This is a genomic window from Massilia pinisoli, assembly GCF_024753285.1.
In the GTDB taxonomy this organism is placed as follows: Bacteria; Pseudomonadota; Gammaproteobacteria; order Burkholderiales; family Burkholderiaceae_D; genus Telluria; species Telluria pinisoli.
In genome coordinates, this window is sequence record NZ_JANUGW010000006.1 from 89,134 (window position 1) to 115,820 (window position 26,687).

The window sequence follows — 26,687 nt, forward strand, 5'->3', positions numbered from 1 at the left end:
GCTACCATGGCGGCATGGAGACCATGCCTCACAAGGAACGCGAGCTGCGCCAGTCCAAGCGCCTGGCGCTGGGCTTCTTCGTGGGCGCCGCCGTGCTGTTCGTCGTCGCGCTGCTCATGTCCACCCGCTGGCCGGGCAATTGGTGGATCGGCCTGCTGAAGGCGTTCGCCGAGGCCGCGATGGTGGGCGCGCTGGCCGACTGGTTCGCCGTCGTCGCGCTGTTCCGGCGCGTGCCGATTCCGCTCGTGTCGCGCCACACGGAGATCATCCCCGCCAACAAGGAGCGCATCGCGGACAACCTGGCCGCGTTCGTGCGCGACAAATTCCTCGACACGGATTCCATCGTCCGGCTGATCCAGCGCCACGACCCCGCGCAGAAGGTCGCGGACTGGCTCACGAAGCGGGAGAACACGGACCGCCTGGGCGACACGCTCGTGCGCGTGGCCGGCTTCGCGCTCGACGTCATCGAGGACGCGGCCGTGCAGAATTTCATCCGCCGCGCGGTGCACGGGGCGATCAAAGGCATCGACCTGTCGCAGACGGCGGGCACCATCCTGGAAAGCCTCACGCGCGACGGCCGGCACCAGCAGATCCTCGACGAGGGCATCGATCAACTGGCGCACCTGCTGGCGAACCCCGACACGCAGGCGTTCGTCGCCCAGGGCATCGTCGACTGGCTGCGCGACGAGTACGCGTTCATGGAAAAGATGCTGCCGACGGAACTCATCGGCCGCAAGGGTGCGGACATCGCCGTGCGGCTCGCGGCCGGCATCCTGACGCGCGTCAGCGCCGACCCGGACCACCCGCTGCGCCAGCGCTTCGACGTGTTCACGCACGACTTCATCGAGCGCCTGAAGACCGATCCCTCGTTCATCGAGAAGGGCGAGGACATCAAGCGCCACCTGATCGGCGACGCCGCCGTGAACGGCTACATCGGCTCGCTGTGGGGCGATCTGAAAGGCTGGATCAAGGCCGACCTGCACCAGGAGGACTCGGTGCTGCGGCGCCGGATCGTCGCCACCGGCGCATGGATCGGCAAGACGCTCGCCGAGGACGCCGTCCTGCGCGCGGCGCTGAACGAGAACCTGGAACTGGCCGCGCGCGGCGCCGCGCCCGAATTCGCGGGGTTCCTGACGCGCCACATCGCCGACACGGTCAAGCACTGGGACAGCGGCGAGATGTCGCACCAGGTCGAGATCAACATCGGCAAGGACCTGCAATACATCCGCATCAACGGTACCATCGTCGGGGGGCTGATCGGCGTCGCGCTGTACCTGCTGTCCGCGCTGCCGGGCTGGCTGGGCTGACAAGGAGAATCATCATGCAAGCATCGAGCGACATGCTGAACGCGGCGCTGACCGGCGCACCGGACCTGGCGCGCCTGCCGGGCCGCGACCTCGTCGAGGTGGCGCGCTACCTGATCCCGCTGGAGGCGAACCTCGTGCAGGGCTGCCTCGCCGCGTCGGGCGTGCCGGCCGTGCTGGCCGACGCGCACCTCGTGCAGACCGACCTGCTGCTGGCGCCCGCGCTGGGCGGGGTGCGCATCCTCGTCCCGCACGATCATCTGCAGCAGGCGCAGGCCGTGCTGGAAGCGTTCGCGCGTGGCGAGTTTGCGCTGGGGGAGGATGCGGACGTGAGCGGTGGCTGAACCGCGCACACGACATTCACAGGCTTTCTCGTTGCCAGGCAAACCCAGGCATAGGTCCTGTGCAGGAATTTTTACATAAACTGCATGGATTGGAACCCGCAGTGGGTTTTGGAGAGATTCCGATCTGCGCCGATCTTTACAATGGTGGCCTATTTACTAACAGGAAACCACCATGCTATCGGTGTCGCCGCTGCGTCTCCTCGCGGCAATCGCAATGTCTGCCATTCTCGTCGCCTGCGGTGGCGGCGGTGGCGGAGGAAATACCGCTTCTACGCCGGTTGTGTCGGCTTATTCGATTCCGGCCGGCGTGTGGGCCGCACCTGCCGCCGCGGTGCCGGCAAGCGGCAATTATCTCTACCTGCAAAGCGACGTCGGCGACACGGCCGGCGGGGGCCGCACCTACCTGTACACGAATGCCGACAGCGTGATGACGCTGTCGAATGGCGCCCTCACGCTCCATGTCGATACAAAAGGGATCAACAACTGGACCGGCGACGTGTTGCTGCCCAAGGCGGCCGGCATGCTGCAGGCCGGTTATTTCAATGGATTGACGCGGACTTCGGGCGCGGACCCGGCGGTCGGTGGCGTCGAGTGGACGACCCTGGGCGGAGTCTGCAATACAATCGGCGGGTGGGTCGTGATCGACAAGATCACGCTGACTGCAGGCGTCATGACTGCGCTCGACATGCGTTTCGAACAGCGTTGCAACGGGTCCGGCCCGGCTCTGCATGGGCAGATGCATTGGACGCAGGCGGACGCCAGCAACGTACCGACGGGCCCGTCCACCATCCCGGCCACGTCGTGGAAAGCGCCGGCATCGGTCGTGCCCTCTACCGGCAATTACGTGTACATGGAAAATCGCTGGGGCAAATACTTGTACGTGCCGTCGAATGCGGTGCTGACGACGCAGCAATCCGGCGCCCATCTGACCGTGGACGTGGCAGGCGACCAACTGTGGACCGGTAACTTCGCGGGCATGCTGGGCCTGTCGCAACTGGCCGTCGGCTATTACCCCGGGTTGCATCGCTACCCTTTCCATGACCCGCTGTTCGGCGGGCTCGATTGGTCCGGCCCTAGCGGCGACAACTGCAACAGGTCGGACGACTGGTTCATCGTCGACAAGGTCGCGTACAGCGGTACGACGCTGACGTCGATCGATCTGCGCTTCGAGCAGCTGTGCGAAGGCAGCACGGTGCCGACGCGCGGTCAGCTGCACTGGGATGCGTCCAGTCAGCCCGTAGCGACAGGACCGCTGGGTGTGCCGACAGGCTTGTGGGCGCCGGCGGCGACGTTCGTGCCGCCTGCCGGTAACTACGTCTACCTGGTCAGCGACGCCGGTGACTTCATCGGTGCCGGCGCCACGCAACTGCTCACGTCGGACAGTGCCCCGTTCAACGTCTACACAGCCACCATCGGGCCCGGCGTGCAAATGTACGTCGGCGACTGGAGCGGCAGGTTTGGCGCGCCGACATCGCTGACGCAATTGCAGCCCGGATATTACGGCGGCGTCGTGCGTTACTCAGCGGACAATCCCATCAAGGCCAGCATGGACTGGTCGGGCAACGCACGTGGCTGCGATACGGTGACGGGCTGGTTCGTCGTGGACAAGGTGACGTACACGATGAACGACGTGACGGCGCTCGATCTGCGCTTCGAGCAGCATTGCGACGCCGCGACGCCGGCACTGCGCGGCGTGATCCACTGGGTCAAGCCTTGACGGCCTGACCCTTCGGCAGCGGCAGGCCCACAGCGGGCCGCGACCGCAAATGAAAAAGCCGCCGGTCCTTGCGAACCGGCGGCTTTCCGAATCTGGTGGTGATAGGTGGACTTGAACCACCGACCCTAGCATTATGAATGCTATGCTCTAACCAACTGAGCTATATCACCAAAACCTGTGGGTGTTGCTAAAAACAAAATGGCTCAGCATTACGCGCCAAGCCATCTCGCTTGAATCTGTGGTGGTGATAGGTGGACTTGAACCACCGACCCTAGCATTATGAATGCTATGCTCTAACCAACTGAGCTATATCACCGGAACGGGGTGCATTATGCCGTTCGGCCCCGGAAGTGTCAAGGCTACCCGCTCCGGATCACCCTGTCCAGACCCGTTCGAATCGTCTCACCCCCGCAACGTGGCCAAATGGTCAAGCATCCGCCGCGCCGGATCCGGGCCCAGGCAATCGATCACGATCCGCTCCGGCATCGACCGCAGCCACGTCAGCTGGCGCTTGGCCAGTTGGCGCGTGGCGACGATGCCCGTCTCGCGCAACTGGGCGCGGTCGATCGTGCCGTCGAGGTATTCCCACGCCTGGCGGTAACCGACGCAGCGCATCGACGGCAGGTTCGGATGCAGGTCGCCGCGCGCGCGCAGGCCCGCGACCTCGGCCACGATGCCCGCGTCGTCGCGCTTGCCCAGCATCTGGTCGAAGCGCAGCGCGATGCGTTCGTGGAGCACGGCGCGATCAAGCGGCTCCAGCGCGAACGGCACGAGGTCGAACGGCAGCTCGGGCTTCGCGCGGCGCGCGAGCAGCGCGGACATCGGCTTGCCCGACAGTTCGTAAATTTCCAGCGCGCGGTTGATGCGCTGGGCGTCGTTCGGCGCGAGACGGTCGGCCGTCACCGGATCGACGTCGCGCAGCTTTGCATGCATGCCGGGCCAGCCGATGCGCGCGGCTTCCGCGTCAAGGCGCGCGCGCACGCCGGCGTCCGCGGTGGGCAGGTCGTCCAGGCCGTCGTTCAGTCCTTTGAAGTACATCATCGTGCCGCCGACGAGCAGCGGCAGCCGGCCGCGCGCCTGGATCTCGGCCACGAGCCGGATCGCGTCTTCACGGAATTGCGCGACGGAGTAGGCGTCGAGCGGATCGATGATGTCGATGAGGTGGTGCGGCGCGCTCGCCAGTTCCGCAGGCGACGGCTTGGCCGTGCCGATGTCCATGCCCCGGTAGACGAGGGCGGAGTCGACGGAGATGATCTCGACGGGCAGTTCTTTGGCGATGGCGAGGGCCGCCGCCGTCTTGCCGGACGCGGTCGGGCCCATGATGGCCACGGCCAGCGGTTTGTGTTGCGATGTCATGGGATGCTTTACTGGCCGCGCAGGAACAGCTTGTCGAGGGCGGCGATTTCGAGTTGGACCCAGGTGGGGCGGCCGTGGTTGCACTGGTCGGCGCGCTCCGTCGCTTCCATCTGGCGCAGCAGGGCGTTCATCTCGGGCTGCGAGAGGATGCGGTTCGCGCGCACCGCCGTGTGGCAGGCGAGGGTGCCGAGCAGTTCGTTGCGGCGCTCGATCAGCACGCGCGAGCCGCCGAATTCGCGCACGTCGCGCAGCACGTCGCGCGCGAGCGTCTGCGCGTCGGCGTTCTTGAGGAGCGTCGGGACGGCGCGCACGGCGAGCGTCGTGGGCGACACGGCGGCGATGTCGAAGCCGAGCGCCTTCAGCGTCTCCTGCTCTTCCTGCGCCGTGCCCACTTCGATGGCGCCGGCGAAGAACGTCACGGGGATCAGCATCTGCTGGACCTGCATCTGCTCGCCGCCGGCCTGGGCGTCGAGCGCATTCTTCAACTGCTCGTACAGGATGCGTTCGTGCGCCGCGTGCATGTCGACGAGGACGAGGCCCTTGCGGTTCTGCGCCAGCACGTAGATGCCGTGCAGCTGGGCCAGCGCGAAGCCGAGCGGGAAGTCGTCGTCGGACGCGGGCCTGGTCGTCTCCGGCAGCGGCGCTTCCTGCACGCCGAGCGGCTGCGTGGTCTTCGGCGCGCCGGTGAACAGCGCGCCATAGCTCTCCGTGCGCTGCGGGATGCCGGCGGACGTCGGCGCATCCCAGCGGCTGCCGGCCGGGAATGGCGACGGCGAGAACGTCGACGATGCGCGCGAACCACCGCCACCGCCCGTGCCGCTGCCCGAGGCCCATGCGGGCGATGCCAGCTGTGAGCCGAACGTCGTCTGCTCGTGCGGGCGGCGCCATGCCGCATCGCCCAGCGACGTGGACGATGGCGTGATCTCGGCCGCGCTCACGGGCGCGGGCGCGTTGCCGTGGGCGGTCGCCGACGTCTGTGCGAGCGCGCGCTGCACGGCATGGAACACGAACTGGTGGACGGCGCGGCTGTCGCGGAAGCGCACCTCGATCTTCGACGGGTGCACGTTCACGTCGACCATCGCCGGGTCGAGTTCGAGCGCCAGCACGTACGACGGGAAGCGGTCGCCGTGCAGCACGTCCTCGTACGCGGCTTTCACCGCATGGACGAGCAGCTTGTCGCGCACGAAGCGGCCGTTGACGTAGAAATACTGGCTGTCGGCGCGCGCCTTCGATGCCGTCGGCAGGCCCACGTAGCCGTGCAGGCGCAGCGGGCCGGCGCTCTCGTCCAGTTGCAGGCGCGCTTCGGCGAAGTCGCCGCCGAGGATCTGCGCGCTGCGCTTGGCCGACTCGCTCGTGTTCCAGTGGTCGATCGTGCGGCCGTTGTGCGTCAGACTGAACGATACGTCCGGCCGCGCCAGCGCGATGCGACGCACGACTTCCGCGCAGTGGCCGTATTCGGTCTGCTCCGATTTCAAAAACTTGCGCCGCGCCGGCGTATTGAAATACAGGTCCTGCACGTCGATCGTCGTGCCGAATGGCCCGGACGACGGCGACACCGTGCCCTGGTGCGAACCGACGATCTCCCACGCGTGCGCGGCGCCATGCGTACGCGACGTGATCTTGACGGCGGCGACGGACGCGATCGACGCGAGCGCCTCGCCGCGGAAGCCGAGCGTGTTGACGTTCTCGAGGTCCGTGAGCGATGCGATCTTCGACGTCGCATGGCGCGCCAGCGCGAGCGGCAATTCCTCGGGCGGGATGCCGCGGCCGTTGTCGGTGATGGCGATGCGCTTGACGCCGCCTTCCTCGAGCCGGACCGTGACCTGCGTAGCGCCGGCGTCGAGCGCGTTTTCCAGCAACTCCTTGACCACGGCCGACGGCCGCTCGACGACCTCGCCGGCGGCGATCTGCGAGATGAGCTGGTCGGGAAGCTGCTGGATGGGGCGGTGGGTGGGGGCCGGGGCGTTCATCCCCCGATTATAGCTCGCGACCGACCCCGGAAACGCCGCTGTTTGATTTTTGCCAAACCGTAGTTTGCGCCCGTCAGTTGCCGTCCCAATAATCGAGCGACTGGTCCGCGCGGCCGATGAAGGCGAAGCGGTCGTTCGAGCCGGGGCGCTCGGCCAGGATGCCGAACTTGCCGGAATCCGGGTAGTCGACCAGCTCCGGCGATTCCTTCGTGCTGACGGCCAGGTAGCGCATTTCCTCGGTGCCCGTGTTCACGATCTGGTGCGCCACGTCCTTGCCGCCCGGCGGGCAGGCGATGACGTCGCCCGTGCGGATCGGGTGCACCGCGTCGCCCATCCGCAGTTCGCCGCTCCCCTGCAGGATGAAGAACATTTCTTCGTTGACCTGGTGATTGTGCAGCGGAAAGGCGCGCTTGCCCGGCGGTACCGCCGTCAGGTTGTAGCCCAGCTTGCGGGCGCCGATGCGCGTCCCGATGAAACCCATCTTCGCATCGTACTTCTCGGCGGCTTCGCCCTTCGGTGCCATCGCCGGCGGGCGCGGGTCCAGCGTGACGTCGGCGATGTTGATGATCGGCTTGTCCATGCTTTCCTCCTGAAGGTCAAGGTTGTTCGCGCACCGGGATTGGCGCGGCGCACAGGTCGAGGTGGCCGGCCGGGACCTTGGTCCACGGCCCGCCGCGGTTGCGTTGGGCGTCCAGCACGGCCTGGTACGTCGCGCTGTCGGTGCGCATCACTTCGACATGACTGCGCTGGGCCGGCGGGACGTCGGCCGCGACCTTGATGCTGGTGATCGGCACGTTCATCTCCGGCTTGTCGTAGAAGCCCATCGGCGCCGGTCCGCGCGGCAGCGCGGCCAGTTGCGGCATGCCGGAGATCACGCGGCCCACCACCGTGATGTTGCGGTCGAGGTGGCGCGCCGGGCCGATCACGGCGTACAGCGCCGTGCCGCCGCCGCTGTCGGCATCGTTGTCGCGACCCACGCCGACCATGCCGTAGCAATGCGCGAGCCACGTCTCGCCCGTCTTCGGATCGCGTCCGACGGGGAAGCCGTTCGAGTGGCCGACCTGCGGCGCGTAGCCGTCGACGTCGGGCAGGCGCGTGAAATGCGTGTCGTTCTTGATGGGGACGGTGAATTCGGCTTTCAGCGTCTTCTGCGCGCCCTTCACGGGCCGGGCCTTGTCGTTGTCCTCGTTCGGGTCAGCCCATTGCACGACCCAGTTGTCCTGCACGCGCACGATGGCCAGGCCGTCGAAATAATGCTCGCGCACGAGCGCCTTGATGTTCTTCACGTGGTTCGGTGCGAATGCCGGCGCCAGTTCGATGACGACGCGGCCGAACGGCATGTCCATGTACAGCGTGTTGTCGGGATCGAGGGGGCGCCAGTCGGACGGTTTCGATGCCTTGACGATGTCGGCGACGCTGGGTTTCGGCGGGAGTTCCCGCGCGGTGCCGGCGGTCGCGGCGAAGAGGGCGCAGGCGGCGACGAGGAACGTGCGCCGGAAGGTCGGGTAAGCCATCAATCTCGTCTCCTTGGCCGCTTGTGGCGGGCCCTGTCGGGTGGGTGTGCCGCCGATTGTAATATGGAGAATGGTCAAAACGGAAAGCATTTGACACTCGAGAAAAATCGCGGCGCAGACAGGCCTGCGGCCATTTGCGGTGCCGGACTGATGGTATGATTCGGCGCTACCATTTAGGAAAATTATGGATCTGATGCAATTCATCGACATGATCCTCCATGTCGATAAAACCCTGGGCACACTGCTGGCCCAATACGGGGTGTATGTATATGCCGTGCTGTTCGCCATCGTGTTCTGCGAAACCGGTCTCGTGGTCCTGTTCTTCTTCCCCGGCGATACGCTGCTGTTCATCGCGGGCGCCTTCTGCGCCACCGGCGAGATGAGTTACGCCTTGCTGACGACCCTCTTGATCGTCGCGGCGGTCACGGGCAACACGTTGAACTATTACATCGGCGGGGCGATCGGCCACCGCGTGTTCACGCACGATTACCGCTGGCTCAACAAGGAAGCCTTGCACCGTACCCACGAATTCTTCGAGCGCCACGGCGGCAAGACCATCATCCTCGCCCGCTTCGTGCCCGTCGTGCGCACGTTCGCGCCGTTTGTCGCGGGCATTTCGGACATGACCCATGCCCGCTTCCAGATGTACAACGTGACGGGCGCCGCCGCTTGGGTCATCAGCCTGGTGACCGGTGGTTACTTCTTCGGCAATATCCCTGTCGTACGCGACCACCTGACCGTCATCGTGCTGGTCGGCGTCGGCGCGGCCGTCGTGCCGCTCGCGCTGGGCGGCCTGTACAAGGTGGGGCGCCGGATGATCAGTCGCTGAGCACGGTGTTCATCCGGTCACGCAGCGCGCCGCAAGCCGGCGCGTTTGCGTTTACGGCTCTCTTGATACAAGGAATTATTCCCTGGGCTCAAGTTTACTGTCGGTCACGCCGATAACGCAGGAGAGAGCAACACTACTGGATTCCCATGCGTAACTTGATCGCCTTGTTTGCCTGCAGCTGCGTCACCTTCTGCGCAAGCGCCGCGAACGATCCCGCGGCCGCCGCAGCGGCCAAACTGGCGGCTTCCGTGTCCCGTCCTGCATCGGCCATGGTGCCCGTCGCGAAGAAGGCCGAGCCCGTCGAGAAGAAGGCTGAGCCTGTCGAGAAGAAGGCCGAGCCGGCCGAGAAGAAGGCCGAGCCGGCCGCGACGAACGAGGAGGAGGCCGAGGTCGAACTGTCGGCGAAAATCGCCCAGCGCCTCGCCGCCTTGCGCGAGCGCCAGCAGGCGCGCGCCACGGCCGCCGCGCGGGCGAAGAAACTCGCGGACGCCAAGCGCCGCCAGGACGAGCAGGCTGCGCTTGCCGCCGCCGCTGCTGCAGCTGCCGCGCCGAAGCACGGCACCGTGTGGTCGTACGAAGGCGAGACGGGCCCGGCCAATTGGTCGAAGATCAATGTCGACTGGGCCAAGTGCGGCACGGGCAACCGCCAATCCCCGATCGACCTGCGCGACGGCATCAAGGTCAACCTCGAACAGATCAGCTTCGACTACCACCCGTCGTCGTTCAGCGAAGTCAACAATGGTCACACGATCCAGGTGACGGTGGGCGGCGGCAACTTCATCACCGTGGGTAACATGGCCTACGAATTGCAGGAAATCCATTTCCACCGTCCGTCCGAAGAAAAGGTCAACGGCAAGGGCACGGAAATGGTGATGCATCTCGTGCACCGCAGCGCCGAAGGCAAGGTCGCGATCATCGCCGTGCTGCTCGAGCGCGGTCAGCCGCACCGCCTGATACAGACGATCTGGGACAACCTGCCGCTGGAAAAGCACGACGTCGTGTCGCCGTCGATCGTCATCGACCCGACGGATGCGTTGCCGGAACGGCGCGAGTATTTCACCTATATGGGGTCGCTGACGGAACCGCCGTGCACGGAAGGCGTGCTGTGGATGGTGTTCAAGCAGCCGATGCAGGCGTCCCCGGCGCAGATGGCCTTGTACTCGCGCATGTATCCGCTCAACGCGCGCCCCCTGCAGGCGACGTCCGGCCGGATGATCAAGGAATCGAACTGAGCGGCGACGCCATCAGTGCCAGCGCCGGCCACCCCGGTTCCAGCCGCGGCCACCGCGATCGTACTCGTGATAGCTGAAGTCGAGCGAGACGGGCGGCCCGACATAGGCCGGGCCGTAGCCGTACGGCGAATAAGGTGCGTCGTAGGCGTAGGGCGGTGCGTAGACGGCACAGCCCGACAAGGCCCCGCCGGCCGCCAGTACCAGCGCCAGGCGTTTCACCCAGCCAGTCGTTCGCGTATCCATTGCATCACCCCGTTTGGTTGCCTGACTGTAGTCTAGGCCGGCCCGCGAGGTTTGCCGTTCTTTTTTGCTACAAAATGAAACGCCGGCAAGCGCCGGCGTCGTCGTCATCCCGCCTGTACGACGGCCCGGTAGGTGCCGCGCCACGTCCCGCCCGGTTCCAGCTGCTGCGGTCCCAGCAGCGCGGGTTCGATGCAGACGAAGCGGCGGTATTCCTCGTCATCCATGTCGGACAGCGCCGCCGCGTCGGCCGCGCCCGGGTTCCATACGACGGCATCCGTGAAGCCCGTCTGCTCCAGCACCACCTTGTCGGCGCCGGAGTCGAACGTGATGGCGCCGGGGATGCGTTCGAACACCTGGTCGAGCTTGTCGGTGAGGGCGAGCGTCTCCGACTGCACGCCGTCGATGCGCACGGCGTCCACGTCGTCGACGAGGTGGTACGTGTGAAGCGCGGCGGCGAACGGAAACGCTTGCGTGCCCGTGTTGCGCACGGCAAGTATCATGTCCAGCTCGGCGGCGCGGACGGCCACGCGCAGCTGCAATTCGAAGGCGTAAGGCCATGCTGTGGCCATCTGCTGCGGCAGGTCGGCCTGGTTCAGCACGAGCACGGCGAACGCGGCGCCGTCGGCCTCGCCCTGGTCGACGACGCGCCACGTGGCCACGCGCGCGAAGCCGTGGCGCATGCCGTTGCCGCGTTCGGCGAACTGGGGAAAGATGACGGGGACGCCGCCCCGGATCGCCTTTTGTCCGTCCAGTGCCGACAGGCTGCTGAGGAACAGGCGTTCCTGCGCCGTTCCTCCGGTCGTCGGCACGGGCTTCCACGACACGAGGTGGGCGCCGTACAACGTGATGGTGGCCTCGGCGCCGTCCGGCGCGCGAAGTTGCAAGGCGGGCAATTGCCCGAATTGAGTGGTCGTTGCGTTCACGAGAATCCTCCTCAGGGACGCCCGTGGGCGCCCATTAAGTGATGCGGCTCTTCGCCAGCGGCGGATTGTACGCGAAGTAGCGCTTGATGCCTTTCGTGATCGCGTCGGCCAGCTGGTTCTGGTAGGCGTCGTCCTTCAGCCGCGCCTCTTCCTCCGGGTTGGAGATGAACGCGGTCTCGACGAGGATCGAGGGAATGTCCGGCGCCTTCAGCACGGCGAAGCCGGCCTGTTCGACGACGCCGCGGTGCAGGCGGTTGATGCCGCCGATCTCCGTCAGCACGGCCTTGCCGAGCTTCATGCTGTCGTTGATCTGGGCCGTCTGCGACAAGTCGATCAGCACGCTGGCCAGTTCGCGGTCGTGCGTGCCGAGATTGACGCCGCCGATCAGGTCGGCCTTGTTCTGGTCGTTCGCGAGCCAGCGCGCGGCGCTCGAGCTGGCGCCTTTTTCCGACAGCACGAACACGGAGGAGCCGCGCGCCGTCCGCTCCACGAAGGCATCCGCGTGGATCGACACGAACAGGTCGGCCTGCACCTTCCTCGCCTTTTCCACGCGCTGGCCGAGCGGGACGAAGAAGTCGGCGTCGCGCGTCAGCATCACGCGCGTGTTCGGCATGTCTTCCAGCTTGGCCTTCAGGCGCTTCGCCACCTCCAGCACGATGTCCTTCTCGTGCACGCCGGTGGCGCCCGTCGCGCCGGGGTCCTCGCCGCCGTGGCCGGGGTCGAGTGCGATGGTCACCATGCGCATCACCTTTTGACCAGGCGCCGCCTTGGCCGGCTGCGGCGTCGTCGGCTGCGGCTGCGCGGGCGTGGACCCGGCGCGGGCCGCGTCCGCTTCCAGCTTCGCGATGGCGTCCGGACCGGCCTGGCCGACGGTCGTGTCGCCCGGCTGTACGGCCGGGGTCGGCGTGGCGGGCGCGGCGTCCGCGGACCAGTTTTCCTTGGCGATCATGCTCGCGAGCGGGTCGACGGCCTTGACGGGATACAGGTCGAAAATCAGGCGGTGGTGGTAGCCGGCGATGGGCGCGAGCGTAAAGACCTGTGGCTTGACGTCTTCCTTCAGGTCGAACACGAGGCGCACGACGCTCGGCCGGTTCTGGCCCACGCGCACCTGCTTGATGTACGGGTCGTTCGATTCGATCTTGGCGACGAGGCTTTTCAGCGTGTCATTCAGTGCGAGGCCCTCGATATCGACGACGAGGCGCGGCGGGTCCGGCACCATGAAGTGCGTCGTCTTCAGCTCGCCGTCGTTTTCCAACGTGACGCGCGTGTACTCGTCGGCGGGCCATACGCGCACGGCCATGATCTGGGCGGCGGACGCGGGCAGCGGGGCGATCACGGACAACAGCAGCGTGCCGCCGGCCTTCAGGATCGTGCGTCGCGTCAGGGAGCCGGGAATCAGGGCGTCGGGGGGTAATGCAGGCATTCGAGGCATAGCAGGCCCAGGTCGGACAACGCTTGCAATTCTACCTCACGCCCGGAACCGCTGACCTTAAGCAACACTTTAACGTCGGGTGGCGGCAACACCGGCGCGCCTTTTTCCGGCCACTCGACGATGCAGACGTTGTCGTTGTTGAAATCTTCACGGAAGCCCGCGTCCAGGAATTCCTCGGGGCTGGACATACGATACAGGTCGTAGTGGATCACGTTGACCATCCGGCCATCCAGCTCGACGCGGTACGGTTCCGACAGCGTATAGGTCGGGCTCTTGACGGCGCCCTTGTGGCCGGCCGCGTGCAGCAGCGCGCGCGTGAGCGCCGTCTTGCCCGCGCCGAGGTCGCCGTGCAGATACATGACGAGGCCCGGGCGCAGCGCGCGCGCGAGGGCGGCGCCCAGGGCCTGCGTGGCCGATTCGTCGGGAAGATAAGCGTTCAGTTGTCGTTTCGGTTGCTGCTGCATCGAATAAAATATGAGGTTTGTAGGTCCGCCCATGTCCGCCCAGCTTCCCGTTCAGATTCCCGTCGAGCCCGATCTTGCCGCACTCGCCCAGGCCATCAAGACCTGGGGCGCGGAACTGGGCTTTGCCGACGTGCGCATCACCGACGTCGACCTGGCCGACCAGGAGCCGGGCCTGCAGGCATGGCTGGACGCCGGCCATCATGGCGAGATGGATTATATGGCAAGCCACGGCATGAAGCGCGCCCGGCCGGCCGAGCTGGTGCCGGGCACGGTGCGCGTCATCAGCGCACGCATGGACTACCTGCCGATGGATACGGACGCCGACTGGCGCGCGCGCGAACGCCTGCGCCAGCTCGATCCGCAGGCGGCCGTGGTGTCGATCTATGCGCGCGGCCGCGACTACCACAAGGTGCTGCGCAACCGGCTGCAGCAACTGGCAGACCGCATCCGCGCCGCCGTCGGCGACTACGGCTACCGCGTGTTCACGGATTCCGCGCCCGTGATGGAGCTGCCGCTGGCGCAGAAGGCGGGCCTCGGCTGGCGCGGCAAGCACACGTTATTGCTGAGCCGGGAGGCCGGCTCCACGTTCTTCATCGGCGAGATCCTCGTCGACCTGCCGCTGCCTGTCGACGAGCCCACTGGCGCCCACTGCGGCCAGTGCAGCGCCTGCATCGACGCCTGTCCGACGGGCGCCATCCTTGGGCCTGGCCGGCTCGATGCGCGCCGCTGCATCTCTTATTTGACCATCGAGTTGAAGGGCGCGATTCCCGAAGACTTGCGTTCCCTGATCGGCAACCGCATCTACGGCTGCGACGATTGCCAGCTGGTCTGCCCTTGGAACAAGTTCGCGCAGCGTTCGAGCCTGCCCGATTTCGACGAGCGCAACGGCCTCGGCGCGGCGGGGCTCGTCGAGCTGTTCGGCTGGAGCGAGGACGAATTCAACCGCCGCCTCGAAGGCAGTCCGATCCGGCGCATCGGGCACGAGCGCTGGCTGCGCAACCTTGCTGTCGGTCTTGGTAATGCGGCGATTGAGGCCGCAACGTCGAACGAGATCGTCGCCGCGCTGCGCGCCCGCGTGGACCACCCGTCGGCCCTCGTGCGCGAGCACGTCGCGTGGGCGCTCGCGCGCCACGGCGCGGCGGGGTGAGCGTTACGGTTCGATGCGCTTCATGCGCAGTCCCGACCAGTCGCCATCGATGGAAATCATGGCGACGCCCGTGATGCCGTTTTCCTTGGCATAGGCATTGATCGAATCGCGGTTGATGTCGGTGGCCTTGGAGGCCGTCTGCTTCAGGTAAGCGACCCACAGCGAGCCCTTGTCGCCGAGACGTTGCTTGGCGACCGGGAAGTATTGTTCGAGTTCCTTGCGGTTCATGGCGAACAGCAATACCACGTCGACCTTGTCCTGGTCCGGCTTGATGAGACTCGCCGGCATCTGCGACACCATGCCCGGGTGAACGTTCCCGTTCAGGATCAGCATCGATTTCGCGGTTTTCAAGAACATTTTGTCGGCAATTGTCTTCTCGCTCATCTGCGTTCCCTAAAGAATGTTTCGACGTGGTGAGTTCGACCACTCCATGTTCAGGTTGATTTTACAAGCGAACCCCGTGCGGCACAGGCCACGCGGCCAGCCGTGCGCAGGTGTTACTTTAACAATCCGGCCAGCTCGACGGCCGTCTTGACCTGCATCTTGTCGAAGATGTGCGCCCGGTGCACTTCGACCGTGCGCATGCTGATGCCGAGCTTGTCCGCCACGACCTTGTTCATATTCCCGGCCAGGATGAGGTCGAGGACTTCGCGCTCCCGTGCCGACAACGTGGCGAGGCGCGCGCGGATGGCGTCGCCGGAGGCGGCCTTGCGCGAGGCGGCGAGGGCTTCGTCGACGCGGTCCATCAGCTGGTTGTCGTTGAACGGTTTTTCGAAGAAGTCGAAGGCGCCGCGTTTGAGGGAATCGACGGCCATCGGCACGTCGCCGTGGCCGGTCAGGAAGATCACGGGCAGGCGCGCCAGCAGGCCGCGCGCCACCAGCTGGTCGAACACGGCGATGCCGTTCATGCCCGGCATGCGCACGTCCAGCAGCACGCAGTCGCCATGCTCGGCGTCGGCCGTGAAGCGGTCGCCCAGGGCGTCGAGGAAGGCCTGGCCGCCCGCATGGCCGCGCGCCGGCAATCCGCGCGAGTGCGCCAGCCATTCGAGGGCGTCGCGGATGACGTCTTCGTCGTCGACGATGTGCAGCATGCGTGTCTCCTTTTTTTCGCCGTATTGTAACGGGAAGGCTCAGGTAACGGGCGCTTCCTGCGCTTGCTGCAACGTAAACGTAAAGACGGTGCCGCCGCCCGGATTGGCGGCGTGCGTGAGGGTACCGCCGTGGAATTCGATCGCCGTGCGGCAGATCGACAGGCCCATGCCCATGCCTTCCGCCTTCGTCGAGAAGAACGGCGAGAACAGGCGTTCGGCCACTTCCGGCGCGATGCCGTGGCCGTTGTCGATCACGGACACGGCCACCTGACCCTGTTCGCTCATATGCCCCGCGATGCGGAGCACGCGCCGCTCCGGATCGACGGCCTGCATGGCCTCGATCGCATTGCGCGTGAGGTTCAACAGTACCTGTTCGATCAGCACGCGGTCGGCCAGCACGGGCGGCAGGTCGGGCGGGACGTCGACGACCAGGCTGACGTAGCTCTGGCGCGCCTGCAGTTCGACGAGGGCGCGGATGCCGTCGACGACGTGGGGAATGGCGACGGTCTCGCGGCGCGGCTCGCGCTTCTTGACGAATTCGTGCACGCTGCGGATGATCTGGCCGGCCCGGCGCGCCTGCGTGTTCGCCTGTTCCAGCGCGCGCTTGAGCATGCCCGCGTCGAGCGCCGTTTTCGCCCCATCCGCGCCGGCGCCGTCGGCGCGCGCGAGGACGTTCAGCGCGCCCGCCGTGTAGCTGGAGATGGCGGCCAGCGGCTGGTTCAGTTCGTGCGCGAGCATCGACGAGATCTCGCCCATCGTGGCGAGACGTGCGCTCGTTTCCAGTTTTTCCTGCTGCTGGCGGTTGAGTTCCTCGGCGCGCTTGCGGTCCGTGATGTCGAGGATGGAACTCATCCAGCCCGTGTGCTGGCCGTTGGCGTCGACGAGAGGCGCCTCGAACACGAGCACGGGCACCCGCACCCCGTCCGAGCGCTGGAACACCGTCTCGAACTGCGGCGTCGCGTGGCCGGACAGCACCTGGCGGAAGCGGCTCTCGTATTCGGCCATCGCTTCCGGCGCCCAGTAGGGCATCGGCGGCGTCTTGCCCAGCAATTCTTCCGGCGGCAGTCCGACGATGCGGCAGAACGCGGGGTTGACGTAGGTGACGCGGCCTTCGAGGTCGCGCGCGCGCAGGCCCGTGAGCAGCGAATCTTCCATCGCCGTGCGGAACGCCATCTGCTGGCGCAGCGCGTTCTCGGCCGCGATCGTGCGCGCGATGTGGCGCCACAACGCCACGAGCGAGATCACGAGGCCCAGCGCCAGCACGACCACGGACCCCACGAGCAGATTCGGCAGCAGCTTCGGCGCGCCCTTGACGCTGTCGGTGGACAGCACGATTTGCGACCCCGGCAGGTCGAGCGCGCGCTTGTGCGTGTAGACGCCGCGGCCCGGACCGCCCGCGGCGCGCTGCGCCACGACGTGGTCGTCGCGGTCGAGCAGGGCGAGGGCGTTGTCCTGCGCGAACCACCACGGCACGTTCTCGTCCAGCAGCGTCTGCAGGTTGTAGGTGGCCACGAGGCTCCCCATATACTTGCCGGCGTGGTACAGCGGCAGGTGGAAGTCGATCAGGCCGTGTACGAGGCCCTTGGCGCCATACGGTTCGCTGTAGCGGCCCAGGCGCGTGCTGCGCGACATCACCGCGGCGTCGCGCGACGACTGCGTGAGGCCGTCCGGCGGCAGTTCCAGCCCGCGGCTCGCCTTGACCTGGCCGTTCGCGTCGTACCAGATGATGCGCTGCAGTTCGTGGCCGTTCTTGAACATCTGCGCGAGGCGCGCCTGCAGGGCGGCCGGCGGCGGGGTCTCGATGGCGAGGTCGGCGCCCAGCGCTGCCAGCGCTTCCTCGCTGCGCGCGAGTTCGAAGCGCAGCGTCTGCTCGACCCACAAGGTGTCGGCGATCAGCTGTTCCTGGCGCTCGTTGCTCTCCATCTGGCGTGCCTGCCACGGCAGCCACAGCAGGACGAGCAGGAATAGCAGGACGAGCAGCACGGGCACCAGCCAGCGCCATGGGCCTTCCGGAACGGGGCGGGGCAAGGTAAAGGATGTTTTCATGTGATAACGTTTCATCTTTTGCCAGCAACCGTCTGTCGTGGTTTTCCACGATAGCGGCCAGGCAGCCGAACCGGCACACTGGTAATCGGTATCCGAATATACACCGCGGTAAGAGGAAATTTATGCGCATCAAAGCCATGCTGGCCGCGCTCGCCGTGCTGGCGGGACTCGGCGCCGCCGGCGGCGTGCAGGCCCAGGCTCCGATCATCATCAAGTTCAGCCACGTCGTCGCGCCGGACGCGCCCAAGGGCCAAGCCGCCGAACGCTTCCGCGTGCTCGCGGAACAGCTGACGCACGGGCGGGTCAAAGTCGAAGTCTATCCGAACAGCCAGCTGTACAAGGACAAGGAAGAGCTGGAAGCGCTGCAACTGGGCGCCGTGCAGATGCTGGCGCCGTCGCTCGCGAAGTTCGCGCCGCTGGGCCTGAAGGAATTCGAGGCGTTCGACCTGCCGTACATCTTCCCCACGAAATCGGCGCTGTATGCCGTGACGGAAGGACCGATCGGCAAGAGGCTGCTGCAGAAGCTGGAATCCAAGGGCATCACGGGGCTGGCATACTGGGACAACGGCTTCAAAGTGATGTCGGCCAACCGCCCGCTGCACAGCCCGGACGACTTCCACGGCCTGCGCATGCGTATCCAGGGCTCGAAGGTGCTCGACGCGCAGATGCGCGCGCTCGGCGCCGTGCCGCAGGTGCTGGCGTTTTCCGAAGTCTATCCGGCGCTGCAGGCGCACGTCGTGGACGGCACGGAGAATCCGCCATCCAACATGCTGACGCAGCGGATGAACGAGGTGCAGAAGTACGTGACGGTGTCGAACCACGGTTATCTCGGCTACGCCGTCATCGTCAACAAGAAGTTCTGGGACGGCCTGCCGCGCGACATCCGCGACGAACTGGAACAGGCCATGCGCGAAGCCACCGCCTTCGAGAAGACGATCGCCCAGCGCGACAACGACGCGGCGCTGGACGCGATCCGCAAGACGGGCAAAACGAAAGTCTATACACTGACGCCGCAGGAACAGGCCGACTGGCGCCGCGCGCTGCTGCCCGTGCAAAAACAGATGGAAGCGCGGATCGGCAAGGACCTCATCGATGCGATCAACCAGACGACGTCGCGCACCATGGCGCCCATGACGGCGAAGGCCTGGTGACCACGCCAGCAGCCGGTGCACCAAAAGGCGTCTCCACCGAATATTAGTTACCTGCAATCAATGAAACACGGGGGTAGACTGTTTTATGACATGTCGCGGGGGCTTATGACCGAAATATATTTCGTGAATGTATATAAAAAACTACGCTTTTCTTATGCGGTTGCGTTATGATGGGGCACCTTTTGGCACCAACCTGGTGCGGCGAAAGCGAACCGAATACGATTTGGGGAGAGGGAAAAGAAACCGGTAAATACAAAATTTACTGGAAAACAGTTAGGAGGAGACACACGTTTTATATGATGCCGCCGGCATTGACCAGGCAGCCGAAAACGTGACCAAATTAAAAGCGCACCCGAGGGTGCGTTTTTTTTTGCCCGGGCCGGGACTTGCGATCGTGCGTGCCGGGTCTTACACTGCATCGATGAACACACAACAAGGCAGCGACATCTTCAGCGCCATCATCGCGGCGCCGTTTGGAGCGATGGGCATCCGCACCGAGGATGGCCGGCTGCGCGAGCTGGTCTACCTGCCGGCGCATTACCAGGAAAAATCGGCGCAGGACGCCGTCGCCGAGCAGGCCGCCGTCCAGGTGGCGCGCTATTTCGACGATCCCGATTTCCGCTTCGACCTGCCGCTGAAGGAAGCGGGCAGCGCGTTCCAGCGGCGCGTGTGGGACACGATCTGCGCGATCCCGCGCGGCAGCGTGCGCACGTACGGCGAGATCGCCAAGCAGCTGGAATCCGCACCGCGCGCCGTCGGCCAGGCCTGCGGCGCCAACTGGTTCCCGCTCGTGATCCCGTGCCACCGCGTGACGGCATCCGGCGGCCTGGGCGGCTTTTCCAGCAGCGACGACGAACACGGATTCCAGCTCGGGATCAAGCGCTGGCTGCTGCGCCACGAAGGCGCGCTGGCGCTCGAGATGCCATGGCAGCAGCAGTCAATCTTCCCCTGATCGACGCGTTCTGCGACACGCTCTGGCTCGAGCACGGCCTCGCGAAGAATTCCCTCGACGCCTACCGGCGCGACCTGCGCCTGTTCGCGCGCTGGCTGGAAGTCAAGCGCCCCGACCGGCGCGACCTGTACGCCGTCGAACCGCACGACATCGCCGCCTATTTCGCCGAACGCCATGAAGACACGAAGCCCAGCTCGGCCAACCGCCGGCTGTCGGTGCTGAAGCGCTTCTATCAACTGGCGCTGCGCGAGCGCCGCATCGACACCGACCCGTGCCTGAAGATGGCGTCGGCAAAACAGCCGCAGCGCTTCGTGCACACGCTGACGGAAGCCCAGGTCGACGCGCTGCTGGCCGCGCCCGACGTGGCGACGCCGCTGGGCCTGCGCGAGCGCACGATGCTGGAGCTGATGTACGCGAGCGGCCTGCGCGTGTCGGAACTCGTCGCGTTGAAGGTGGTCGAGCTGAGCCTGAACGACGGCGTGCTGCGCATCACGGGCAAGGGCAGCAAGACACGCCTCGTGCCGTTCGGCGAGCAGGCGCGCGACTGGCTGGAGCGCTATATGAAGGAGGCGCGCGGCGTCATCCTCGACGGCCAGGTCGACGACGCGCTGTTCGTCACGAACCGCGGCGGCGCGATGACGCGCCAGATGTTCTGGGTGATCATCAAGAAGCATGCGGCGAAGGCGGGCATCAAGGCGCCGCTGTCGCCGCACACCCTGCGCCACGCGTTCGCCACGCATCTGCTGAACCACGGCGCCGACCTGCGCGTGGTACAACTTCTGCTGGGCCATTCCGACATTTCGACGACCCAGATCTACACCCACGTCGCGCGCGAGCGCCTGAAGCACCTGCACGCGCAGCACCACCCGCGTGGTTAATTCTCAAGACGACGCGGGATGACTGGTCCATAATGGCCCGGTACGACATTTCCAACGACAGCCTCGAGGTGAGCATGGCCAAGACAAATTTCCAGTACGAAAAACGGCAACGGGAGTTGGAGAAGAAGCGCAAGGCCGAAGAAAAGGCGCGCAAGAAGCAGGAAGCCAAACAGCACAAGGGCGAAGGCGGGGAAGACGGGCCGGCGCTCGATGAAGATTCAGGCGAGGAAGCGCAGCAGGAGCACGATCCGGCTTGACCTTGTTTGTGGCCCGACCATCGCCGGGCAATCGTAGGGTGGACGGCTTTGCCGTCCACGCGTTCAACGAACGGCTCCGCTCTCGTGCTCGACCGCTGTCACGGCGCGTATCACCGCGTGGAGTCATTGGGTCCGGGGGACCCAATGACAACCCGTCCACCCTACGGCGTTACTGCAGCGTTCTCGTCGTGCCCGCGCTTGAACCACGCGGCCACGCGCTTGCCGAAGCTGTCGAGATAGGTGTAAGCGACCGGCACGACCACAAGCGTCAGCAAGGTCGACGTGATCACCCCGCCGATCACCGCGCGCCCCATCGGTGCCTGCGTTTCGCCGCCTTCGCCCATGCCGATCGCCATCGGCAGCATGCCGAAGATCATCGCCAAGGTCGTCATGAGGATCGGGCGCAGGCGCACCTGTCCGGCTTCCATCAGCGCGTCGAATTGTCCGCGGCCTTCGCGCTGGCCGTGGTTCGCGAAGTCCACGAGCAGGATCGCGTTCTTCGTCACGAGGCCCATCAGCATCACGACGCCGATGACGGAAAAGATGTTCAACGTGGTCTTCGTCACGAGCAGGGCGACGAGCACGCCGATCAACGAGAGCGGCAGCGACACCATGATCGCGATCGGCTGCAGGAAGCTGCCGAACTGCGACGCCAGCACGAGGTAGATGAAGATGACGGCGATGCCCAGCGCGACGCCGAAGCCGGCCATCGTCTCGTCCATCTGCTGGGCGTCGCCGCCGACGTCGAAGCGCACGCCGTCCGGCAGCTGCATGGCCTTCATCGCCTTGTTCACTTCGCCCATGACGTCGCCCAGCGGACGGCCGTCGAGGCCCGCGAACACGGCGACGCGGCGCTGCAGCGCCTGCCGCTTGAGCATCTGCGGGCTCGTGGACGGGACAAATTGCACGACCTGGCGCAGCGGCACCATCACGGGGTTGCCCATCGCGTCGCGCTTGCTCGACGCCACCGACAGGTCGGCCAGGTCGGCCACCTTCTCGCGGCCCGACTTCGGCAGCTGCACGTTGACTTCGTAGTTCTGGCCATCCGGCGCGAGCCAGCGGTTGGTCTGGTCGCCGGCGACGAACGGGCGCAGCGCCGTGCCGATCTGCTGCACGGTGAGCCCGAGGTCGGACGCCAGTTCGTGATTGATCTTGACGATGGTGGCCGGGTTCGCGCCTTCCTGGCTGTACTCGATGTCGGCCACGCCGCGGATCTTGCGCATCTTGTCCATCAGCGTGTGGGCGACGGCGTCCAGTTTCGTCTCGTCGTTGCCGAGGATGGCGATGTAGATCGGGCGCTGGCCCACGGTCAGCGAGATGCCGGCGATTTTCTCGAGGCGTTCGCGGATGACCTTTTCCATCTCCTGCTGCGAGCGGCGGTGCGTCTTGTGCACGTTCGTCAGTTTCAGGTTCACCTGCGAGTAGTTGCGGCCTTCCCACGAACCGACGATCGTCGAGACGCTCTCGATTTCCTTGAACCCGGCCAGCGCGGCCTCGGCCTGGCGCAGCTTCGCGTCCGAGTAGTCGAGGCTGGAGCCGATCGGCGTCTTCAGGCGCAGCTGGATGAAGCCGTCGTCGACCTGCGGCACGAACTCGCCGCCGATCTTCGGCACCAGCAGCAGGCTGCCCGCGAACAGCACGACGGCCAGCAGCAGCGTCGATTTGCGCCAGTTAAGCGCCAGCGCCAGCACCTTCGCGTACACGCGATGCAGCCACTCGATGCCGTGCTCGATGCGTGCCATCAGGCGTCCCAGCCACGGCACGTACTTGAAGCGGTCCTTGGCGGGGTCGGGCCACACGGACGACAGCATCGGGTCGAGCGTGAAGCTGACGAACAGCGACACCAGCACGGCCACGGCGACCGTGATCCCGAACTGCAGGAAGAAGCGGCCGATGATGCCCTTCATGAAGGCGATCGGGACGAACACGGCGACGATGGCGAACGTCGTCGCCATCACAGCGAGGCCGATCTCGTTGGTGCCGTCTTCCGCGGCGCGCACGTGGTTCTTGCCCATGCCGAGGTGGCGCACGATGTTCTCGCGCACGACGATGGCGTCGTCGATGAGGAGGCCGATGCACAGCGACAGCGCCATCAGCGTGAGGAAGTTCAGCGTGAAGCCGAACCATTTCATCGCGATGAAGCTGGCCAGCACGGAGATCGGCAGGGTGAGGCCCGTGATGATCGTGCTGCGCCACGAATGCAGGAAGAAGAACACGATCACCATGGTCAGCAGGGCGCCCTCGACGATCGTTTCCTTGACGTTGTCGACCTGGCTCTGCACGTTCTTCGCCTTGTCGTCCAGGATGCGGAATTCGATGTCCTTCGGCAGCGTGTCCTTCATCGCCGCGATGGCGGCCCGCACGCCGTTGCCCACGTCGACCGTGTTGGCGTCCTGGATTTTCGCGATCTCCAGCGTGATGGCGCGCACGCCGTTCACGCGCGAGATCGATTGTTCTTCCGCGGCGCCGTCCGAGATGTCGGCCACCTGGCTCAGGTAGATCGGGCCGCCCGTGCGGTTGGCGACGACGATGCGCTTGAAGTCGGCCGCTTCCTTCATCTTGCCTTCGATGCGCACGAGGTTCTCGCGCGCGCCGTGGCTGATGCGGCCCGCGGGCAGGTTGGCGTTCGTCGCCGTGATGGCGTTCATCACCTCGTCGATGCCCACGTCCAGGCTTTTCAGCTGGTCGGGGCGGATGTCGATCAGCACCTGGCGGTCCTGCTTGCCGTTGACGCGGACCTGGCCCACGCCGGCCACGGCCTGGATGCGCTTGACGATCACCTGGTCCGTCAGCATCGACAGGTCGCGCAGGCTGCGTTCCTTCGACGTCAGCGCCAGCAGCACGACGGGCTGCGTGTTTTCGCCTTCCTCGCGGAACACGACGGGTTCCTTCACCTCGCGCGGGAAGCCGCCGCGGACGGTGCTGATGCGGTCGCGCAGGTCCTGCACGGCGCGGTTCATGTCGACGGTCAGCTGGAATTCGATGCCGACACCGGAGCGGCCTTCCCACGACGTGGCGCGGATCGTCTTGATGCCGCCCACCGTGTTGGCCGCTTCCTCGAGCGGACGCGTGACGTCATTCTCGACCTGTTCGGGCGACGCGCCCGGATATTGCGTCTCGATGAAGACGGCCGGGATCTCGATGTTCGGCATGCTCTCGACGCCCAGGCCGCGGTACGCGAACAGGCCGAGCACCATCAGGCCGACCATGACCATCGTGGCGAAGACGGGATACTTGATGCTGGTGCGGGTGATCCACATGGCTCAGCCTTTCTTCGCCAGGGCGGCCGTATCGGCGGTGGCGGCATCGGGCAGTTTCACCTTGCTGCCCGGCTTGACGCCGTCCAGCGGCACCGCGAGCACCGTCATGCCGGCCTGCGCACCGTCGAGCGCTTCGACGAGGCCTTCGTCCTGGTTGCGCAGGCCCAGGGTCACGGGCTGCGCGACGACCTTGCCCGCCTCGACGCGGTAGACGACGTCGCGGCCGTTGTCCTTGCGGACGGCGCCGATCGGCAGCAGCGGGTGCGGTGCCGATTTCTCGGTGACGATCGTCCCTTTCGCGAACATGCCGGCGCGCAGGACGCCGTCCGGGTTCGCCACGTCCACGTACACGATCATGGCGCGCGAGCCCGTCTCCGTAGCCGGGTTGATGCGCGCGACCTTGCCGGCGAACGTGCGGCCGTCGAAGCCGTCGACCTTGAACTGCACGTCCTGGCCGACGCGCACGCGCGGGATGTCGGATGCCGGCACCTGCGCGTCGAGCGTCAGGTGCTTCAGGTCGACGATCGAGAACACTGGGCTGTCCGGCGCCAGCTTCTCGCCGGCCTGCGCATGGCGCCTGCTGACGACGCCCGACAGCGGCGCATGGATCGTCGTGTCGGCCAGCGCGATACGCGCGAGGTCGAGCTGGGCGCGCGTCGAATCGACGGCGGCCTGTGCGAGGTCGACGGCGTTCGCGGACGTGTCGTACGCGTTCTGTGCGATGAAGTTCTGCTTGAGCAGCGACGCGCTGTTCGCCAGGTTCTTCTTCGCGAGCGCAAGGCGCGCCTGCGCGTCCGCGAGCATTGCCTGCTGCTGGGCCACGCGGGCGCGCGCCTCGGCGGGGTCGAGTTGCGCGATCACCTGGCCGGCCTTCACGTCCATGCCTTCCTGCACGGCGCTCGACAGCACGATGCCCGACACCTTCGACTTGACGGTCGCTTGCGACAGCGGTGTCAGCGAGCCCGTGACGGGTAGCGTGACGGCGAGCGACCGCGCCTCGACGCGGGCGATGTCGCGCGGCGACAGCTCATGCACGGGGTCCTTCGCGGCGGGGGCATGCGCGGCCGCCGGCGCGGGCGCGACGCGGTGGCTCAGCGCGTAGGCGCCGGCACCGCCGAGCGCGACGGCGAGCACCGTCAGCGCGACGACCTTGGTGCGGCGGCGCGGCGTCTTTTTCGCGGTGACCTGTTCGGCAGACAGGGGCAGGGACTCGATCTTCATGATTGTTCTTTATGTGGAGGTGAGCGAGCGGAGCGGGAGCGCAAGTGCTCCGTCCTGCAGGGCAGGATGGAGCTCCCAGCGCATGAGAGCATGGTAGGTTTGGGCATGACGAACCGCTATCGGAATGCGACGAGCGGTGCAAAAGGGACGCTGAAGTGCGTAAAAGCCGGGGCGGACGCGTGTCCGGTTGGACGGGCGGTGGATAGACGTAGGGTGGGCAGCTCCACCAGCAATGGCAGCGTTGCCGAAACGCTGGCGCTGCCCACGCGGCGGTACGCGACATTGGATACGTCGTGTCCGTGCTGGCGGATGTTGAACGCGTGGACGGGGAACCCGTCCACCCTACGTTAACCGTCGCCGGTTAGTGTTCCGGGCTGATCGAACAAGCGGAGCCGCGCCAGCACCTGCCCGTGATCGGACGCCTCCGGCAGCCCTAGGTCGAGGTGATCGTTCAGGTAAACGACGTCGACGACTTCGCCCAGCGCACCCGGCACGTCGCGATTGAATTCCGCCGACACGAGGATGTGGTCGATGGTCGTGTGATAACCATCGTGCACGTTGGAAAAGCCGACATGGCGCAGCAGGTCCTGGCGGCCCTGCAACTGGCAGGCGTCATATAAACGGTCGCCGCTCGGTGCGCCGATGCCCAGCACGATGCCGGTCGTGACGGCGTCGGCCACGTCGTTGAAATCGCCCAGAACGATGCGCGGCCGGCGCTGTCCGCGGCCGAGCTCGGTCAGCAGCACGCGCAGCGCGGCCGCCTCCGTGCCGCGCCGGATCAGCGAGCGCAGCGACGCCAATGCATACAGCTGCGGATCGTCGCCCGTGTCACCCGCGCGGTAATCGGGGCGGCGCGACTTCAGGTGCACAACGACGACGTCGGAGACGAGGTCGGGTGCCAGCTGGATGGCAGCGTGCAGCGGCGCGCGCGTGAAGCGCTCGGGATCGCGATTGCCGGGAGGCATCGATATGCCGGGCGGAAAATACGGCAGTTGGCGGGGCGCGTCGGCCAGCGGCAGGCGGGAGGCGAGGGCGACGCTCGGGGTCAGCTTGTCGGCGTCCGGGTCGGGATCGAAGCCGACGTGGACGGCATCGCGGAAGCGCCGCGTGCGCGACAGCGCCTCCGCCAGCGCGGCCTGGGAAAACACTTCCTGGAATCCGATGACGTCGGCGCCGAGCATGTCGACCTGGTGCGCGGTCCAGGCGATCTTCGCTTCGTATTCCTCGGGTGTGCTGGGTTCCAGGTTGTCGTACAGCCTGGCGCCCGGCGGGGCGAGGTTACACACGTTGAAGGTGGCAAAGCGAATCTCTTGCTGCATAATAAGCAACTCCTCCGTTTGCATTTAGCGTAACACG

24 protein-coding genes and 2 tRNA genes are annotated in these 26,687 nt (G+C 66.1%); 10 read left to right on the top strand and 16 right to left on the bottom strand.

What is annotated here, in order from left to right; translation table 11 throughout:
- Positions 1–23: 23 nt before the first annotated feature.
- The 3 genes from NX784_RS10365 (at position 24) to NX784_RS10375 (ending at position 3,365) form a co-directional block, all read left to right on the top strand.
- Positions 24–1,307, top strand: coding sequence for a DUF445 domain-containing protein (locus tag NX784_RS10365; protein WP_258816569.1), 1,284 nt, complete (start codon positions 24–26; stop codon positions 1,305–1,307).
- A 14-nt stretch (positions 1,308–1,321) separates the two neighbouring features.
- A complete protein-coding gene (locus NX784_RS10370; protein WP_258816570.1) occupies positions 1,322–1,648 on the top strand; it encodes a putative signal transducing protein in 327 nt (108 codons plus the stop codon).
- Between the two features lie 214 nt (positions 1,649–1,862).
- Positions 1,863–3,365 carry a hypothetical protein gene (locus NX784_RS10375; RefSeq protein WP_258816571.1) on the top strand — a complete coding sequence of 501 codons (1,503 nt, stop codon included), beginning with the start codon at positions 1,863–1,865 and terminating at the stop codon, positions 3,363–3,365.
- A 93-nt stretch (positions 3,366–3,458) separates the two neighbouring features.
- Here the strand turns inward: NX784_RS10375 and NX784_RS10380 are convergent.
- From NX784_RS10380 to NX784_RS10405, 6 genes are all read right to left on the bottom strand, one after another.
- Positions 3,459–3,535: transfer RNA gene (locus NX784_RS10380), tRNA-Met, on the bottom strand.
- Between the two features lie 69 nt (positions 3,536–3,604).
- Positions 3,605–3,681, bottom strand: a tRNA-Met gene (locus NX784_RS10385).
- An 86-nt stretch (positions 3,682–3,767) separates the two neighbouring features.
- Positions 3,768–4,721 carry a tRNA (adenosine(37)-N6)-dimethylallyltransferase MiaA gene (gene miaA / locus NX784_RS10390; RefSeq protein WP_258816572.1) on the bottom strand — a complete coding sequence of 318 codons (954 nt, stop codon included), beginning with the start codon at positions 4,719–4,721 and terminating at the stop codon, positions 3,768–3,770.
- An 8-nt stretch (positions 4,722–4,729) separates the two neighbouring features.
- Positions 4,730–6,691 (bottom strand): DNA mismatch repair endonuclease MutL, encoded by a 1,962-nt coding sequence (mutL, locus tag NX784_RS10395; protein ID WP_258816573.1) that lies wholly within the window; start codon positions 6,689–6,691, stop codon positions 4,730–4,732.
- A 73-nt stretch (positions 6,692–6,764) separates the two neighbouring features.
- Positions 6,765–7,271 (bottom strand): cupin domain-containing protein, encoded by a 507-nt coding sequence (locus NX784_RS10400; RefSeq protein WP_258816574.1) that lies wholly within the window; start codon positions 7,269–7,271, stop codon positions 6,765–6,767.
- Between the two features lie 16 nt (positions 7,272–7,287).
- Entirely contained in the window at positions 7,288–8,205 is a 918-nt protein-coding gene (locus NX784_RS10405; protein WP_258816575.1) for a peptidylprolyl isomerase, read from the bottom strand.
- A 184-nt stretch (positions 8,206–8,389) separates the two neighbouring features.
- Between NX784_RS10405 and NX784_RS10410 the strand changes: the two genes are divergently transcribed.
- Together NX784_RS10410 and NX784_RS10415 are read left to right on the top strand one after the other, a co-directional pair.
- Positions 8,390–9,034: a VTT domain-containing protein gene (locus tag NX784_RS10410; protein ID WP_258816576.1), complete on the top strand. Its 645-nt coding sequence runs from the start codon at positions 8,390–8,392 to the stop codon at positions 9,032–9,034.
- A gap of 146 nt (positions 9,035–9,180) precedes the next feature.
- The gene (locus NX784_RS10415) at positions 9,181–10,266 is read left to right on the top strand and encodes a carbonic anhydrase (RefSeq protein ID WP_258816577.1); all 1,086 of its coding nucleotides are present in this window, start codon (positions 9,181–9,183) and stop codon (positions 10,264–10,266) included.
- 12 nt (positions 10,267–10,278) lie between these two features.
- Here NX784_RS10415 and NX784_RS10420 read toward each other — a convergent pair whose 3' ends face one another.
- The 4 genes from NX784_RS10420 to tsaE are packed head-to-tail and all read right to left on the bottom strand — an operon-like array spanning position 10,279 to position 13,328.
- The gene (locus NX784_RS10420) at positions 10,279–10,617 is read right to left on the bottom strand and encodes a hypothetical protein (RefSeq protein WP_258816578.1); all 339 of its coding nucleotides are present in this window, start codon (positions 10,615–10,617) and stop codon (positions 10,279–10,281) included.
- On the bottom strand, positions 10,614–11,432 hold the full coding sequence (locus tag NX784_RS10425) for a D-hexose-6-phosphate mutarotase (protein WP_258816579.1): 819 nt from the start codon (positions 11,430–11,432) through the stop codon (positions 10,614–10,616). Before NX784_RS10425 ends, NX784_RS10420 begins: the two co-directional genes overlap by 4 nt.
- A gap of 34 nt (positions 11,433–11,466) precedes the next feature.
- Positions 11,467–12,864 carry an N-acetylmuramoyl-L-alanine amidase gene (locus NX784_RS10430; RefSeq protein ID WP_370662924.1) on the bottom strand — a complete coding sequence of 466 codons (1,398 nt, stop codon included), beginning with the start codon at positions 12,862–12,864 and terminating at the stop codon, positions 11,467–11,469.
- Positions 12,828–13,328, bottom strand: a complete 501-nt coding sequence (gene tsaE / locus NX784_RS10435; protein ID WP_258816750.1) for a tRNA (adenosine(37)-N6)-threonylcarbamoyltransferase complex ATPase subunit type 1 TsaE — start codon at positions 13,326–13,328, stop codon at positions 12,828–12,830. The genes NX784_RS10430 and tsaE overlap by 37 nt, the downstream gene beginning before the upstream one ends.
- Positions 13,329–13,359: 31 nt before the next feature.
- On the opposite strand from tsaE, the gene queG reads away from it, so the two are divergent.
- Positions 13,360–14,475, top strand: coding sequence for a tRNA epoxyqueuosine(34) reductase QueG (gene queG / locus NX784_RS10440; RefSeq protein WP_258816581.1), 1,116 nt, complete (start codon positions 13,360–13,362; stop codon positions 14,473–14,475).
- Positions 14,476–14,478: 3 nt separating this feature from the next.
- Here the strand turns inward: queG and NX784_RS10445 are convergent, their stop codons facing one another.
- From NX784_RS10445 to NX784_RS10455, 3 genes are all read right to left on the bottom strand, one after another.
- Positions 14,479–14,832 (bottom strand): DUF3052 family protein, encoded by a 354-nt coding sequence (locus NX784_RS10445; RefSeq protein ID WP_258816751.1) that lies wholly within the window; start codon positions 14,830–14,832, stop codon positions 14,479–14,481.
- A 140-nt stretch (positions 14,833–14,972) separates the two neighbouring features.
- Positions 14,973–15,566 carry a response regulator transcription factor gene (locus tag NX784_RS10450; RefSeq protein WP_258816582.1) on the bottom strand — a complete coding sequence of 198 codons (594 nt, stop codon included), beginning with the start codon at positions 15,564–15,566 and terminating at the stop codon, positions 14,973–14,975.
- Positions 15,567–15,605: 39 nt separating this feature from the next.
- Positions 15,606–17,612: a PAS domain-containing sensor histidine kinase gene (locus NX784_RS10455; protein WP_258816584.1), complete on the bottom strand. Its 2,007-nt coding sequence runs from the start codon at positions 17,610–17,612 to the stop codon at positions 15,606–15,608.
- 122 nt (positions 17,613–17,734) lie between these two features.
- On the opposite strand from NX784_RS10455, the gene NX784_RS10460 reads away from it, so the two are divergent.
- From NX784_RS10460 to NX784_RS10475, 4 genes are all read left to right on the top strand, one after another.
- On the top strand, positions 17,735–18,763 hold the full coding sequence (locus NX784_RS10460) for a TRAP transporter substrate-binding protein (protein WP_258816585.1): 1,029 nt from the start codon (positions 17,735–17,737) through the stop codon (positions 18,761–18,763).
- Between the two features lie 421 nt (positions 18,764–19,184).
- On the top strand, positions 19,185–19,715 hold the full coding sequence (locus tag NX784_RS10465; protein ID WP_258816586.1) for a methylated-DNA--[protein]-cysteine S-methyltransferase: 531 nt from the start codon (positions 19,185–19,187) through the stop codon (positions 19,713–19,715).
- Entirely contained in the window at positions 19,688–20,593 is a 906-nt protein-coding gene (gene xerD / locus NX784_RS10470) for a site-specific tyrosine recombinase XerD (protein WP_258816587.1), read from the top strand. Before NX784_RS10465 ends, xerD begins: the two co-directional genes overlap by 28 nt.
- Positions 20,594–20,667: 74 nt before the next feature.
- A complete protein-coding gene (locus NX784_RS10475; RefSeq protein ID WP_258816588.1) occupies positions 20,668–20,850 on the top strand; it encodes a hypothetical protein in 183 nt (60 codons plus the stop codon).
- A gap of 161 nt (positions 20,851–21,011) precedes the next feature.
- Here the strand turns inward: NX784_RS10475 and NX784_RS10480 are convergent, their stop codons facing one another.
- The 3 genes from NX784_RS10480 to NX784_RS10490 form a co-directional block, all read right to left on the bottom strand.
- A complete protein-coding gene (locus NX784_RS10480) occupies positions 21,012–24,110 on the bottom strand; it encodes an efflux RND transporter permease subunit (protein ID WP_258816589.1) in 3,099 nt (1,032 codons plus the stop codon).
- Positions 24,111–24,113: 3 nt separating this feature from the next.
- Positions 24,114–25,331, bottom strand: coding sequence for an efflux RND transporter periplasmic adaptor subunit (locus NX784_RS10485; protein WP_258816590.1), 1,218 nt, complete (start codon positions 25,329–25,331; stop codon positions 24,114–24,116).
- Between the two features lie 347 nt (positions 25,332–25,678).
- On the bottom strand, positions 25,679–26,650 hold the full coding sequence (locus NX784_RS10490; RefSeq protein WP_258816592.1) for an endonuclease/exonuclease/phosphatase family protein: 972 nt from the start codon (positions 26,648–26,650) through the stop codon (positions 25,679–25,681).
- Between the last annotated feature and the right edge of the window lie 37 nt (positions 26,651–26,687).